14 protein-coding genes and 1 pseudogene are annotated in these 13314 nt (G+C 42.2%); 6 read left to right on the top strand and 9 right to left on the bottom strand.

Features of this window, described 5'->3' with window-relative positions; genetic code table 11:
• Positions 1-21: 21 nt before the first annotated feature.
• The 3 genes from mobQ to HV041_RS12030 all read right to left on the bottom strand — a co-directional run bounded on the left by mobQ (position 22) and on the right by HV041_RS12030 (position 2770).
• A complete protein-coding gene (gene mobQ, locus HV041_RS12040) occupies positions 22-1422 on the bottom strand; it encodes a MobQ family relaxase (protein ID WP_071444964.1) in 1401 nt (466 codons plus the stop codon).
• An 869-nt stretch (positions 1423-2291) separates the two neighbouring features.
• Positions 2292-2555 (bottom strand): hypothetical protein, encoded by a 264-nt coding sequence (locus HV041_RS12035; RefSeq protein ID WP_071444963.1) that lies wholly within the window; start codon positions 2553-2555, stop codon positions 2292-2294.
• Positions 2552-2770 carry a hypothetical protein gene (locus HV041_RS12030; RefSeq protein ID WP_131820535.1) on the bottom strand — a complete coding sequence of 73 codons (219 nt, stop codon included), beginning with the start codon at positions 2768-2770 and terminating at the stop codon, positions 2552-2554. The genes HV041_RS12035 and HV041_RS12030 overlap by 4 nt, the downstream gene beginning before the upstream one ends.
• 690 nt (positions 2771-3460) lie before the next feature.
• Between HV041_RS12030 and HV041_RS12025 the strand changes: the two genes are divergently transcribed.
• On the top strand, positions 3461-3709 hold the full coding sequence (locus HV041_RS12025) for a hypothetical protein (RefSeq protein WP_071444962.1): 249 nt from the start codon (positions 3461-3463) through the stop codon (positions 3707-3709).
• Positions 3709-4062 carry a conjugal transfer protein TraD gene (locus HV041_RS12020; RefSeq protein ID WP_071444961.1) on the top strand — a complete coding sequence of 118 codons (354 nt, stop codon included), beginning with the start codon at positions 3709-3711 and terminating at the stop codon, positions 4060-4062. The genes HV041_RS12025 and HV041_RS12020 overlap by 1 nt, the downstream gene beginning before the upstream one ends.
• A gap of 127 nt (positions 4063-4189) precedes the next feature.
• Here HV041_RS12020 and HV041_RS12015 read toward each other — a convergent pair whose 3' ends face one another.
• Complete coding sequence (locus HV041_RS12015) at positions 4190-4588, bottom strand: H-NS family nucleoid-associated regulatory protein (protein WP_071444960.1); 399 nt, start codon at positions 4586-4588, stop codon at positions 4190-4192.
• A 176-nt stretch (positions 4589-4764) separates the two neighbouring features.
• On the opposite strand from HV041_RS12015, the gene pilV reads away from it, so the two are divergent.
• Both pilV and HV041_RS12005 read left to right on the top strand, forming a co-directional pair.
• Positions 4765-6300, top strand: coding sequence for a shufflon system plasmid conjugative transfer pilus tip adhesin PilV (gene pilV / locus HV041_RS12010; RefSeq protein WP_249424103.1), 1536 nt, complete (start codon positions 4765-4767; stop codon positions 6298-6300).
• A gap of 448 nt (positions 6301-6748) precedes the next feature.
• The gene (locus HV041_RS12005; protein ID WP_071444959.1) at positions 6749-6961 is read left to right on the top strand and encodes a hypothetical protein; all 213 of its coding nucleotides are present in this window, start codon (positions 6749-6751) and stop codon (positions 6959-6961) included.
• A 189-nt stretch (positions 6962-7150) separates the two neighbouring features.
• Here the strand turns inward: HV041_RS12005 and HV041_RS12000 are convergent, their stop codons facing one another.
• The 4 genes from HV041_RS12000 to cbpA form a co-directional block, all read right to left on the bottom strand.
• Entirely contained in the window at positions 7151-7954 is an 804-nt protein-coding gene (locus HV041_RS12000; protein ID WP_096757628.1) for a nucleotide-binding protein, read from the bottom strand.
• A 109-nt stretch (positions 7955-8063) separates the two neighbouring features.
• Complete coding sequence (locus HV041_RS11995; protein WP_071444957.1) at positions 8064-9281, bottom strand: site-specific integrase; 1218 nt, start codon at positions 9279-9281, stop codon at positions 8064-8066.
• Between the two features lie 710 nt (positions 9282-9991).
• The gene (gene cbpM / locus HV041_RS11990; protein WP_048212100.1) at positions 9992-10285 is read right to left on the bottom strand and encodes a chaperone modulator CbpM; all 294 of its coding nucleotides are present in this window, start codon (positions 10283-10285) and stop codon (positions 9992-9994) included.
• On the bottom strand, positions 10285-11205 hold the full coding sequence (gene cbpA / locus HV041_RS11985) for a curved DNA-binding protein (protein WP_048212099.1): 921 nt from the start codon (positions 11203-11205) through the stop codon (positions 10285-10287). Before cbpA ends, cbpM begins: the two co-directional genes overlap by 1 nt.
• A 274-nt stretch (positions 11206-11479) precedes the next feature.
• Between cbpA and HV041_RS11980 the strand changes: the two are divergent.
• Positions 11480-11781: pseudogene (locus HV041_RS11980) on the top strand (antibiotic biosynthesis monooxygenase).
• A 112-nt stretch (positions 11782-11893) separates the two neighbouring features.
• Here HV041_RS11980 and dsbA read toward each other — a convergent pair.
• On the bottom strand, positions 11894-12517 hold the full coding sequence (gene dsbA, locus HV041_RS11975) for a thiol:disulfide interchange protein DsbA (RefSeq protein ID WP_121584455.1): 624 nt from the start codon (positions 12515-12517) through the stop codon (positions 11894-11896).
• 413 nt (positions 12518-12930) lie between these two features.
• Between dsbA and HV041_RS11970 the strand changes: the two genes are divergently transcribed.
• On the top strand, positions 12931-13293 hold the full coding sequence (locus HV041_RS11970) for a hypothetical protein (protein WP_048212096.1): 363 nt from the start codon (positions 12931-12933) through the stop codon (positions 13291-13293).
• The last annotated feature ends 21 nt before the right edge of the window (positions 13294-13314 follow it).

Below are 13314 nucleotides of genomic sequence, written 5' to 3'. Positions count from 1 at the left end.
ATTATTATCTCTTTTTTCTTATTATCTATGATTTGGCGGTTTTAAACGCGGTATATATTTTCTTTTGCTTTCAGACTGTATGGGAGTAATTAGATCTGGACTAATATTATGTTCTGTCTGAACGAGTTTAGGACGACTTGGAAAACGCCTGATCTCCTCTTTGGTTGGACTATAAGTGTCACTGTTAAATCTGGCACGTCTTTCATACTCAGCGCGTGACACATAGATGCCTTGGACCTCATCAAAGACATAGTTTTCAGCGATACGTTTATCATGTTCAGCATCCACTGAAACTGGGGACTGTTTCTTTCTGGCCCAGACGAATTTCTCTTTTATGTATCCGACGACCAACAGTGTGAAACGTTTGAAAATCCCATCCTGACGAGGTTCAACATGCTTCCTCTTAGCTTTAACAGGAGCGCGTTTAATCGCTCTTGTTGTTGAAGAGGATGGGTTTTTCAGCGTAGTGCGTGTATGAGGTGCAGGGGCAACCAGAACAGGCTTTTGCGTGTCTGAAGATGAAGCTTTCCCGGTATTATCCGGGATAACAATTTCTTCAGGTTTAGAAAGTGCATGAACCGTAAAGCTGGCAACATCAACAACGATGTCTAATGGTAAATCCTTAAAGGCAAAGTAGGCTTCAACAGCTTCTTTTTTCTGCTCATCACGTATGGCTTGCTCTGCAGCACGTTGTTCCTGAGCGGCTACAGTGCCCCAACGATCACGAGGGATATGAAGTATTGGGTCGCGGTTTGTTTCAATAGCTTTAGCCAGCCAGATTGCTTTCTCTTCATTGGTAGCGGCAGCGGTAGCCTGTTCTAGGGCTTCCTCATACTGAACCCTGATAGAACGGTGATCAACGCGTTCATCACGACCATACAGTTCAAGGAAGCTATTACAGATGTCCTGCCAGCCTTTACGCCAGCTATCAAGGGTTTCAGGTTTATCCCACTCACGGACCTTTTTACCAAAGCCGGTAGAAAGAACCTCACGGGTTGTTCCCATGATATGGATATGCGGGTTATGACCATTAATATCGTGGATAACAACATCAGCAATGATGCCTTGCTTGGTAAAGTGCTCAAGAACAAAAGCTGCAGTGAGTTCAATGCTCTGCTCGGGCGTTAGCTCAGCAGGAAGGGCAATTTTAAACTCTTTGGCAAGACGGGCATCTTTTCTCTTCTCTGAGGCTTCGACAGCATTCCAGAGTGTTTCACTGTCAACAATCAGGGCAGGTGGGGTATTTTCAGGTGCAAAAATGTGCGCAAAGGCAAGGTCCTTTTTATGTGCTGTTTTGCGACCACACACTTCACCTGTTCTGTTATCGAAGAACACTTTACGGTGACGATATGCAGCAGAGTTAACCGAAGACTGGCCTTCGCCTCTGCTGATGTTCACCATTTTAAAACTGTATATCGCCATCCAAGTATTCCTCAATGCCAAATGCTGCTTTTCGTTTTACGTAAGGAAAACGCCGGGGTTGACGTTGACCTTGATTTTGTTTCCGAAGGAAACGGTTTTAGCCTGCGGCAGGCAACCGTCGGTAGACCCCACGGCATTAGAGCGAAGCGATAATGCGTAAGTGGGCATTGCTTTATTTTTTATCGCCATAAATGGCTCAAAAATAACGGCAATGTATAAGGCTTTCCTTTATTAATTAATACTAAATATATGAATGGCTGTAAAACAAACCGCCGAATTAAGCGGCGCAATCTGGATGGGCGGGCGAAGTATTCCGCGATATTACACAAATTGGACTTTGATAGCGTCCGTAGGACAAAAAGAGTGTTAATTTATCCCGTTTTAAGGCGGGAAAGCACTAAAACAAATAAAATGGCTGAGGTTATAGTTTGTTTTCCCTGTTGCACAATGAACAGGTGAGGATAAGAAACTAGAGTAGAATATCGGAAGGTGAAATGAAAATCACTGATAAACAAAAATAAGTAACGTGTAGAGTATTAGACAAAATGGTTAGTGATTAATATTGCATAGGATTGCTTGATTTTATATTTCAGATGTTATTTATACTGAAGGATCTCCGCTGGAGATGGATGGAAAGATGTTCCAGTGCTGGAGGGAAAGATCGCTCTACCAGTTGGCATAATATTGAACTCGCACAATCTTATAAATTGAAAGAGAGGGCGGGTAATGCAATCACCAAAAAATGATCAAACCACAGGGTTGCTGACTCTCATAGGATGGGAATCCGAAGTAGACTTGAAGATTGTATTTAAATGAATAATGTAGGTGAGGATAAATAAAAATGTATTAAAAAACCGCAAATGGAGCGTTCAAGCTTTTAAGCTATTCGACAGTGCTTTTCGATTAGCATCAAGCTGAGTGAGCGTAAACGATTTTATTTTTACCTGTGGTAGATGGGAGAATGCTTTATAGATAATAGGCAGCTTCAAAGAATAACTTGTAATCTCAATAACAGGGCAGGGATACCTATCAGCCTCGCTCATGAGCTGATCGATCATATCTGCGGCTAAACTTTCCCCCAATACATCCTCAAACGATGGAGTTCTTGAGGGAAAACTGATTACCTTACTCATTTGCTACCACGACGACGAGATTCACCATTCGCTTCGTTCAACAACTCCTTTGTTACTGATTGTGTTGTTGATTTGACTACTTTTTCTATAATTGCTGTAAGGCCGCGTGGCCCACCTAACGTTTTGATTCTACCGTTACGTGCAGCACCACCCGAAGACACTTTCTTCGTTCTGGGGTTGTTGTATGGTTTGCAAAACTCATCAATCTCAGCCATAGGAGCCTCACTTATAAGATTTAGAACGAAAAAACGTTGTATCAGTCAAGCTCAACGTTAACAAGATCATTTTCTAAGTCAAGACTATAAAATTTTGGTATCAGCTAACTATATAAAAACACAGACTTTATTTTTGAGACTTTCTCATTGAGCATTTTCTGTGTCATAGTGATATCAAGATTGTCATAAACCTACTCCCTGTCAGGAAGGTTGCTGGTTTACTCACTCTTTTCTTGACATAAAATTTGGTCCGCAACTTTAAGATGTATTAATTGCTTGGCATCAGTTATTTTCTTTAGTGAACATGGACCTTCCTGATATACATCATAAAATTTAGTTTTTTACACATAACAGCTTTTCCAGTAATTTATTGAGGCAAGCAGTATCGCCATCCGATATGAAAACTTTAGTTATCATCTTAAGTTAGATGATGTTAATTCAAGCATAATTTGCCAAAGTAAATTATTTACTATAAAAGAATATAAGAACATAACATTAACGGGGTGAATATGAATATAGGTGAATTATGTGAGTCAGAAATAATAATGATCTGTGTTAATGCTGCATTATGGACTATTAACATTGGCTTTATGAGCATTTGGGTTGTCAGATAAAATATTACACCTTACTTATTGATTTATCTGTAAATTGTGTTAGTACATAATCAGGAAATCAATACAGGGAGGTTTTATGTATAAAAATAATGATGAAGCCATCGATCTCGAAGCAAAACGATTACTTGATAATGGAATCTATACCGATCTGGAAAAGGCATATAGTGAAGCAGAAAAGATAATAACAGAGGTGCGAGTTGAATTTAAAAAGAGGCAGGAAAAAAAACAGTTCCGATCTCGGATTAAATCAATCAAACGAGCACTTTCAGATGATGAGTTCAGGAATAATGTTCCTTATAATCATAGAAATCAATGGAGTAAATAATGAATGATGATGAAATAAAAAATACCTATCTAACAGGTAAAGCCTTTCTGGGGGATAGAAGCAGGGCCGAAATAAAGAAAACACTTGAGCAAAAAATTGCGGGAGCACAAAATAAGCTCAATTATCTAAAAGCGAAAGAAAAAAGAGATAGCAAAAAAGAAAATACACGACAAAAAATAATTCTCGGTGCAGAGGTTGCCAAGGTTTTAAACTGTGATATTAGTGAGGTAGATAAACAATTACTATTTGGTTTGTTGTTGGAGGTTCCATCCTTACATACACATGATATTGAACGGTATAAAATAAATGGAAAAATCTACATCGAAAGAGTCCTCAAAAAATTCAGACCATAAAATCAATTCACGTCCGAACAGCTCTCCGGCTTAAAACTTGTTTTAGGCTGGGGAGCTGTTGACCAAGCCCCAGAGGGCGCGGTAGTCAATTTTTACGGCCATCCGTGGCAATAAATTACAACCAAACTCAGATGGCAAAGTCTTCAAGAGCTTTACCACCTTCTAGTGCAGCAGCAATAGCTTTTGGTGTACGACCTTGACCCGTCCATGTCTTTTCATCACCATTTTCGTCAATGTACTTGTATTTAGCAGGACGAGGAGCACGAACAGTAGCCGGACGGGAAGATTTAGGATTGCCCAGCAGTTCAGATGGATCAATACCATCTTCAAGCAGTTGTGCACGAAGCGCTTCAATTTTGGCCTGACGTTCAGCATTTTGTTGCAGTGCAAGTGATTCTTCTTGGCGTCTGTCTTCAACAATAGCAGTTAATTTTCCCAGCATATCTTCCAGAGTAGCCAGATCTGTTTCTCGTGCCTGAGCGCGAAGGGTACGGATGTTATTAAGTGCTTTAATAGCTTCAGTCATTATCTTTTATCCTGAATGTTTAAGGTCATGAGCAGGATAACATAAAAAAGATGATAATGGATAAAATTACCCCTCTTAAAATTATTTATTAAGTGTTTTTTATGGATTATATCTTAACCAACCTTGACCTCTTTTTTATTTTTGTTAATTGATATGTACGTGAAACAAAAAGGACGATGAAAATGAAAAAACAAAATAAGAAAGGGTTCTCATTACTGGAACTCATTTTGGTGCTGGGTGTCGGTAGTATGATGGCTTTTATGCGTTTTCAGGATATGAGAAATGATCAGGAAACGGTGATTGCTAAGGCTGTTGGTCAACAAATGAAGCAGATAGGGGAGGCGGTAAATGGATATATTAATATCCGGTACGACAAGCTTTCTACTCTGACCTCAAGCAGTAGTCAGTCAAGCGATCCGGGTCCCCGTACCTGTAATGGTTCAGGTTGTGAAATCACTTATCAGACACTCATTAATGAAGGGTTATTGCCAATATCATATACCGGGGTAAATGCCCAGAAATCTTCTTATAAGATAATGTTAAAACGTTCAGGAGCTACTCCTAACTATGTGGTTAATGGCTTAATCACAACAACTTTACCTTGGAGTGAAAGCGGAAAACTTCGCTACGATTTATTAGGTAAAGCTATGCAGGAAGCGGGTATTGATAGCGGAATGACGCAATCAGCAGCTTTAGTATCAGGTCTACAGGGCGCATGGACCGAGACATCATCAGCTTTTAATAATATTACTGCAGCGGGTCTACTGGCGTATCGTGTTGGATACGATTCTTCTATGTATTCAGTGTATTTGCGTCGTGATGGCACATTACCTATGACAGGTAATTTAAACATGGGTAATCAGGACATAAATAATGCCAGAAACATAACGGCAGTGGGAATCACAACTACGGAGGCATTACGAACTAGCGGGGTAGCGGTGATAGGCACAACATTAGACGTTGGCGGTGTGGCAACATTAAACTCTGATTTGGTTGTAGCGGGTAATGGCCAAGTCAATGGAAATTTAAATTCTAATAATAGCGTATCAGGAACAACCATAACGTCCAGAGGTGAGACCTATACTAATAACTGGTTCAGAACTATGGGAGATGGGGGGATTTATTTCCAAAAATATGGTGGTGGATGGAATATGACAGATTCCAATACTATAACAGCATATAATGGTAAAAACATTCAGACTTCAGCAGGATTATATGGCGGATACGTTAAATCAACCGGGAATATAGATGCTAATGGAACAGTTAACGCTGGATATGTATGGGCATCAGGAAACCTTAATTCTAACTACGTACACTCTAACGGCAATATTGATGCAGCTGGAAAAGTTTATGGTGCTGGTGGAGTTGTGTCAGGTGGTAGAACAACAGTTGGAGAGTATCTTCATCTAAATGGAGTGGCCTATGCTGGAAATGGATGTTCTCCTAATGGTTTGCAAGGGCGAGCAGTTGATGGTTCTATATTATCTTGTACTAATGGTGTATGGAAAGAAGGAGGCGGAAGTGTAAATAGGATGTTTATTATTGTTGAAGGGAAGTGTTATGTTCCAAATAAAGATACAGGAGGTTGTTCTTGTCCAAACGACCCTAATCGTCTAAAACAAATAGAAGTGTCAAGATATCGAGGAAATGAATGTAATAATGGTGGAAGTAACTGTAGAGAGCCGGATAGAAGACTATACACATTTAATTAGGTGACTGGCGGGATTCCGAGCAGTTCATTTTGCCATGATGACGAATCACCTACGACTGGTAATTTAAACATAGATAATCAGGGTGCAAATAATTTCAGAAATATAATGGAAAAAGTTGCAACAATTTCATGGATATTACATTTGACTGTTAGGTTAATGGAGTGCTCAATTAAATAACGCTGTTTCAGGTGAAACGATATCATCTCAGCGGGAATCAAAAAATGGTTTTAATTAAGTGCTGGTGAATATTTTCAACTCAATGGCGTTGCTGTCAGTGACGTAGGTCGTTCACCGAATGGTTTATAGGGAAGAACCAGTGGGGGGACAACTTTTATCCTGTGTTAATAGCGTGTGGCAAGGAACAGGAAGTTGATTCTTTAAAACGCCACTTCCTCAAACCGTACAGTGTACTTCCCGAAATAGTTCAGGTAATGGAAGACGAATCTATATGGCTAAAATAGATGAATCAGGTCAATTATATATAGGAGTTTCTTCAAATTTTGGTATGGATACAGGTTGGGCTAAAGGCACTCTCAATGCATTTGTTGATTTTAAGGGGAGTTCTATAACTCAAAATTTGATTTTAGTGAGCGTCTATAGCTGGCTTGACTCTACCAGATATCTTATCTTGAAAGATTATAAAGTAATAAAGGCAAACTAAACATGTTAAATTGTCTTAATATTTAATTTAATTTTTACTGATGTTATCTATATGCTTTGGTCTGTCCAGTTAGTGAGATAATTAAATAAATAACAAAGATAAGTCATACGGTTTTGATTATAGTCTTTAATCCTGTGCAGTGTGCGAACGTGTTTAAAAGGGCCGAGAGACCCTTTCTTTCGACTCGGTCTAAATGACATTGTTCATGTCAATTGAATATCCTGCTTCCTTTAATTCTCTTGCTAACCGCACTTTCCATCCTTCATTAGAATCTATTTTTTCATAGGTAATACCAAGAGCATCTGTTGGAATTTCAATGTCATCTTTTATAAGAACCATTGTCTTCTCTCTACCTAACAATGCTGTAAAATAACCAAGTTCGAGAATGACGTTTTGACGAGCTCGTAGACTTTTGTTTTGCTCTTTATTTACAGGATAGCCATAGTCATCAGGAGTCATCAATATTACTGCGAAACCTGCTCTTTTAGCAAACTCTTGAAATTTTTCAATTATAGTCATTCCTTTATTTATTTGCTCTTGCAAGATTACTGGTTCAACTCCAAGTTTTTCTAAAAATCTTGCAACTGAATGCTTCGTACCATCGTCATGACCATGAACTAAGAAAACAGAGTTGTTTTCGGGTAATTCTGTTTTTAGTTCTGACTCATCAAATTTTTCCGCATTAAAAATACCCTCAGTCCCTATACTTGAAACCCATTTTCCTCTTAACTTATTTTTATTAATTAAAGTGCAAACTACTGTAACCTTCCCTAACATGACCATTGGGTTTTTATTACCCGGACTTAGTTCAAGATATAAGTTTTCATCTATTTTACCAGAAATTTGGTATTCGTATGAACCAAGTGCAAGTTCATGAATCTTTGCGGACCCACTTACATTATTATTTTCTACATTTAAAGTAAAACTAATTCCACCTTGGTTTGTGCCTGATATATCACCAGTCCAATAGCCAGAATAGACATCATTTAACATCTTCTTCTCCTTTTACGTATGTTACATGTAAGTGATTTATTATGCAGGAATACGTTTACCGATAGCTTGTCCTGCGAAATGACCTTAGCTTAAGGGTTCCATTATTTCACTATATACAGAAGTTCGTCCATTCATTCATTAACGCAACCCGTTTAGGCCATAATGTCCCACGTTGATATGCTGCTTCGGCCTTATCTGCCAACTGGTGAGCCAGCGCATGTTCAATGACCTCACGTTGATGATCTGTGGTTTCGCCAGCCCAATCACGAAAGGTTGAACGGAAGCCATGTTGTGTTAAGCCACTGTGTCCCATCCGTTTCAATACAGCCAGCAATGACATATCTGATAGCTGTCCTCCACGCGGGGCAGGGAATACGAGATTATTGTCCTTAAAGCGCGGTAAATCCTTTAACAGGACAATGGCTGCATCAGACAGTGGAACCCTATGTTCTTTGCTGGCTTTCATTCTGCTGGCAGGGATGGTCCAAGTTTTATTCTTCAGATCTATTTCTGACCATTCAGCGCCACGGACTTCACCAGAGCGCGAAACTGTCAGTATTGAAAACTCAAGTGCTCGCGCTGAAATGCCTGCTCGTTTACGTAGTTCGGTCATGAACGAACCGATCTCGTTGTAGGGTAATGCAGCATGATGCTTTTGGGTCTGAACCTTGCTTGGCATTGGCAGGAGGGGCTTAAGCATACCTTTCCATGAAGCAGGGTTATCGCCCTCAAAGTATTCTTTCGCTTTTGCGTAATCAATGATCGCTTCAATGCGACCACGCAGACGGCTGGCAGTTTCGTTTTTTGTTAACCAGATTGGTTCAAGTATCGCTAATAGGTCAGTCTTTGTAATCTCAGCGATGGGTTTTTGACCAATAACAGGATAAGCATACGTTTCCAGCGTGGACCGCCATTGGGCAATGTGTTTCTGGTTCTTTAGCTCTTTGGTCTTAATTGCGATAACGTCTTCAGCACAGCTAGCAAAGGATTTGTTCTTGTGGGCCAGAAGTTCCTGATGCGCTTTATGGGCGTGCTTTTCTGCAAGAGGGTCAATGCCATTACGGATTTGTTTACGCAGCTCACGAGCTTTATCACGCGCTTCTGCTAATGAAACTTCAGGGTAGGGGCCTAGGCCCATGTTTAAACGTCTCGGAACGGTTCTTCCTAGAGCATTTACTCTTACCCCCATAGCAACGCAAAGCACCCATGAACGCGACTGGCCTCTGTTTCGAAGATACAGGCCGTCAACGCCACCGACGGCAAAAGAACCTTCTTTTTTCAACTTAGCGACTGCGAGTCCGGTGAGTTCTTTTGCTTTTTTCGGCATAGTAAAATCCTGTCATACAAACCGCCATGCATAAGGTACTGCATAAAATGTCAGATTTTTTCGGATGTAGCAAGACGTCTTTGAACAATCTGTTTTGACAACTTATTGTTTATTAATGGTAAAAATAAACAATTTCTGACATTCTCGGACATTAAATTGGCGGACTACGCTTCCGCCAAACATGAAAAGGGGTTACCGAAAGGTAACCCCTTTTTGCTTTTGAAGCATTAGAATAGACTTGCAATCTTCACCAATCCCCTTATGTAACATTCAAACACTTGCCTACCCCAATCCCAGGCTTTTCTTTTTAGTGCTATACGCTGCAATTTAACTGCACATTGAAAGTCTTTCCATATTGGCGTGGCTGAAGGCATGGCCATGATGTATTCATGACCTGTAAAAGCCTTAACTGAACCCAGGCCAGTCCAGTAGTGTTTGCCTGGGGGGCAAGTTCAGATCATCAGCAAATTGATGCGTTGCGCAGAAGGACATTGTCGGTACTAGTGAGACGGTTACCCATAAACGTTATTTCTGGCTAAAAAGCTGACGCGGATAGAGTCATTCATCCACAGTTTTTCTGAATGTCTGCCGGGCAGGTACCGAGCTGGGCAATCCGTAGCCGAGAAATCGAATCTGATGAGTTTGGTTTTTTATAAAAAATACGCCCTGCTTACCTGTAGGTGCGGCTCATCGCCGCACTCTTAACATATTCACGGATGGCTAATAAATCGGGACAGGCGTTGGCGCAAAAAGCGGTTTTCCTGCCGCAGTTGCGCGTTCTCCTCGAGCAACGTCAGTGCGACGGCAATTCCTGGCCAGTCAAGCGCCAGTTCATGGCGCAGACGCAGTGCGCGTTGCACCACGGTCAGTGCATGGTCATCAAAGGTCTCATCTTCACGGGGTTCGATTACCCCTAAACCGACAATTTCATTCAGTTCTTCTGCAGAAACACCGGTATGCAGACAAAACTCGGTAATGGTAAAGGTAACGGTCACGTTAGCCATTATGCTTTCCCCCACTCTTTGCGCGGATCAAAGGACTTCTGCGCATCCGCCAGCTGTTGCCACAAGGCGGCGCTGTTGTCGTCAGGTTTCGGCGGCATCACGATTTTGATGACCGCGTACAGGTCGCCAGTCTGTTTTTTACCGACCAGACCTTTGCCTTTGATACGTAATCGCTGTCCAGCCTGGCTTCCTGCGGGGATGGTCAGCAAAATACTCTCTTTGAGTGTTGGTACAGTCACTTTTGCGCCCAATGCGGCTTCCCATGGGGCAAGCGGAACGACAACTTCCAGATCCTGATTAACAATATCAAACAGCGGATGCGGCGCGATATGAATCACCAGCCACAAATCACCGTTCGGGCCACCGTTTTCACCAGGGGTTCCCTGACCTTTCAGGCGAATGCGCTGCCCATTGCCGACACCGGCCGGGATCTTAACGTTGAGGGTTTTGGGGATTTCCCGCTCGATCATGCCAAACGCATTGTATACCGGCAGGTTGTAACTGATGGTGCGGCTATGCTCAGCAAGGGTTTCTTCGAGGAAAACGGCGACCTCGATTTCAATATCATGCCCGCGACTGGCGTGGCGCTGCCGTGACTGATGTGCGTGCTGGCCAAAAATTGAAGAGAAGATATCGTCGAAATCTTCAGCGCTGTAGCTTTGACCTTCTCCTTGCTGGAACTGACGATTAAACTGCGGGTCGTTGCGATGCTGCCACAGCTGGTCGTATTCGGCGCGGCGCTGTTCATCGCTCAGTACTTCCCAGGCTTCGGCAACTTCTTTAAAACGAGCTTCAGCGTCGGGTTCTTTGCTGACATCGGGATGGTATTTTCGCGCGAGACGACGGTAGGCGGTCTTGATTGTCTTGAGATCGTCTGTCGGCTTCACGCCCATAATGGCGTAATAATCCTTTAATTCCATAGCGTTCTCTCGTGTAAATCAACACATGAAGAAGGCAATCCCTCTCAAAAGGTATCACCGTTAAGTTTAGGGTAATCCCGATAGGCGCGAATGCCAACCATGAAAAAGGGGGGCGCAGGTCATAAAAGGGTCACCGGCTAATGCGGTGAGCCTGCTTGTTTATTTACCTGTCATACTCACATTTTCCCTTTTCACCAGACTGTTCGTTGTTGAGCGAAGCATCGCATTTTATCCAGTAATAGAGTGGCTGAAATTAACAAGGGAGAGATACTGAATGATCGCCGTTATTTTTGAAGCAGATGTGCATCCTCAGGCTGGAGAGCGATATCTTCAACTGGCCTCAGAGCTGAAGCTGTTGTTGGCAGAGATCCCTGGGTTTATTTCTATCGAACGATTTCAGAGCATTAATACGCCCGGGAAAATGCTGTCACTTTCATGGTGGGAGGATGAGGATGCAGTGCGCAGGTGGAAATGCAACGTCAGGCATCAGGCCGCACAACAGGAGGGTAAGCAGTTGATTTTTCATACTACAGAATACGTGTTGCCTCTGTTTTGAAGGATTACGCCTCTGAATAAGGTTCTGCCAGCGTATATGACAGCTGACAGTCAATAATGTCTGCCTGTAGCAACAGGAGCCAGAACAGGCTCTGGCTCCTGTTGGTGGTGCGTCAGTAATATTAACGGCTTATCAAGGTCTGGAAAAAAGAAAACGAACGGTATCAGCGTAGTTCTGGACAAAAGCGTTAACGTTATCTGATTTTAATCCTTTCGGGTTAATCATATATTTACCCTTGATAAAGATAGCCGGTACACCTTTCAGGTCTACCGCTTTAGCCAACTCCTGTTGCTTCGCCGTTAATGATTTTACGGCAAAGCTATTCCAGGCAGCATCATAGTCATTTGCACTGACACCAGCGCGGATAAATACATTGCGAATATCATCTGCTGTTTTAACAGTTTGTTTTTTCTGCACGGCATCAAACAGTAAAGGTTTTACTTTATCTTCCACGTTTAACAGCATAGCGACAGACCACGCGTGCGTCATCTCCGGCCCCAACGGACCTAAGAAATCAACGTGATACTCAGTAAGTTTGACATCAGTAGGTAATGCTTTTTTCACATTATCAGTGACTTCCAGAACTTCATCGTATTGGTAGCATGAAGGGCAATAAAATGAAAAGAACTTAAGCGCAGCGGGCGCTGACGCAACTGGCTTTTCAAGTGAATTATATTCCTTGCCATCGGTAAATGTTGCTGCCTGAACGCTCACAGTAAAAATCAGGCCTAGAAGAGGAAGTAAGATTTTTTTCATTTCCATATACTCTAAATAACATTTAACAAACAATTGTTTTGATGATGAACATGATGTTCATGGCGGTAAGTTATAATACAATATTTATCCGAAAATGTGCTGGCCCTTACTTTCATTTACGCAGGCATATCTGCTGGCATACTTGTCATTCAATTTCATGGTCAGTGGTGAAATACTTGTAGGGACGCTTTGTGAATAGTAAATAATAAACCCCGTGATATTTTTAGCTTTGTTTTATTAGCGTCATTATTTTGCAATAATGAAATTAATTAACAATATTAATTATCATTTCTGGGCAGCGCGCTGGGGCGGAATGAGAATTGACCGGCCTCTGCCGACATAACTTTACAGGGTAAAGGTTGCCAAAACCTCGCCAGTGACTAAGATAACTCGCGTCAATCAGTGAGGGTATAATGGCGAAACGTCAACGGATGGGATGGTGGTTCCTCTGCCTGGCATGTGTTGTGGTGATGGTATGCACCGCGCAGCGCATGGCGGGTCTGCACGCGTTGCAGATGAACACCACGACCACTGCTGTTGTCGCGAGCGCCCAGGCCGATACCGATGAAGCTTCGCCCGTTACGCCTTGTGAGCTGAGCGCAAAATCATTGCTGGCTGCACCGCCAGTATTGTTTGAAGGCGCGATTCTGGTGCTATGTTTGCTGCTGTCGCTGTTGGCACCCGTGCGGGCATTTCGCCTACCTTTTTTCCCTCCGCGCGCTATCTCGCCGCCCACTCTCCGGGTGCATCTCCGATTTTGTGTCTTCCGTGAATGACAGCGCAGCCGTTGCAGACTG

This window comes from Citrobacter sp. RHBSTW-00029 (assembly GCF_014104295.1).
GTDB classification, from domain to species: domain Bacteria; phylum Pseudomonadota; class Gammaproteobacteria; order Enterobacterales; family Enterobacteriaceae; genus Citrobacter; species Citrobacter youngae.
This window is presented reverse-complemented; position numbering and strand designations above follow the sequence as displayed.

Coding starts and splice junctions, on each gene's coding strand:
- HV041_RS12020 (WP_071444961.1), top strand. CDS start 3,709: ATGAATGATGATGAAATAAAAAATACCTATCTAACAGGTAAAGCCTTT.
- cbpM (WP_048212100.1), bottom strand. CDS start 10,285: ATGGCTAACGTGACCGTTACCTTTACCATTACCGAGTTTTGTCTGCAT.
- pilV (WP_249424103.1), top strand. CDS start 4,765: ATGAAAATGAAAAAACAAAATAAGAAAGGGTTCTCATTACTGGAACTC.
- HV041_RS12005 (WP_071444959.1), top strand. CDS start 6,749: ATGGCTAAAATAGATGAATCAGGTCAATTATATATAGGAGTTTCTTCA.
- HV041_RS11995 (WP_071444957.1), bottom strand. CDS start 9,281: ATGCCGAAAAAAGCAAAAGAACTCACCGGACTCGCAGTCGCTAAGTTG.
- dsbA (WP_121584455.1), bottom strand. CDS start 12,517: ATGAAAAAAATCTTACTTCCTCTTCTAGGCCTGATTTTTACTGTGAGC.
- HV041_RS12030 (WP_131820535.1), bottom strand. CDS start 2,770: ATGGCTGAGATTGATGAGTTTTGCAAACCATACAACAACCCCAGAACG.
- mobQ (WP_071444964.1), bottom strand. CDS start 1,422: ATGGCGATATACAGTTTTAAAATGGTGAACATCAGCAGAGGCGAAGGC.
- HV041_RS12015 (WP_071444960.1), bottom strand. CDS start 4,588: ATGACTGAAGCTATTAAAGCACTTAATAACATCCGTACCCTTCGCGCT.
- HV041_RS12000 (WP_096757628.1), bottom strand. CDS start 7,954: ATGTTAAATGATGTCTATTCTGGCTATTGGACTGGTGATATATCAGGC.
- HV041_RS12025 (WP_071444962.1), top strand. CDS start 3,461: ATGTATAAAAATAATGATGAAGCCATCGATCTCGAAGCAAAACGATTA.
- cbpA (WP_048212099.1), bottom strand. CDS start 11,205: ATGGAATTAAAGGATTATTACGCCATTATGGGCGTGAAGCCGACAGAC.
- HV041_RS12035 (WP_071444963.1), bottom strand. CDS start 2,555: ATGAGTAAGGTAATCAGTTTTCCCTCAAGAACTCCATCGTTTGAGGAT.
- HV041_RS11970 (WP_048212096.1), top strand. CDS start 12,931: ATGGCGAAACGTCAACGGATGGGATGGTGGTTCCTCTGCCTGGCATGT.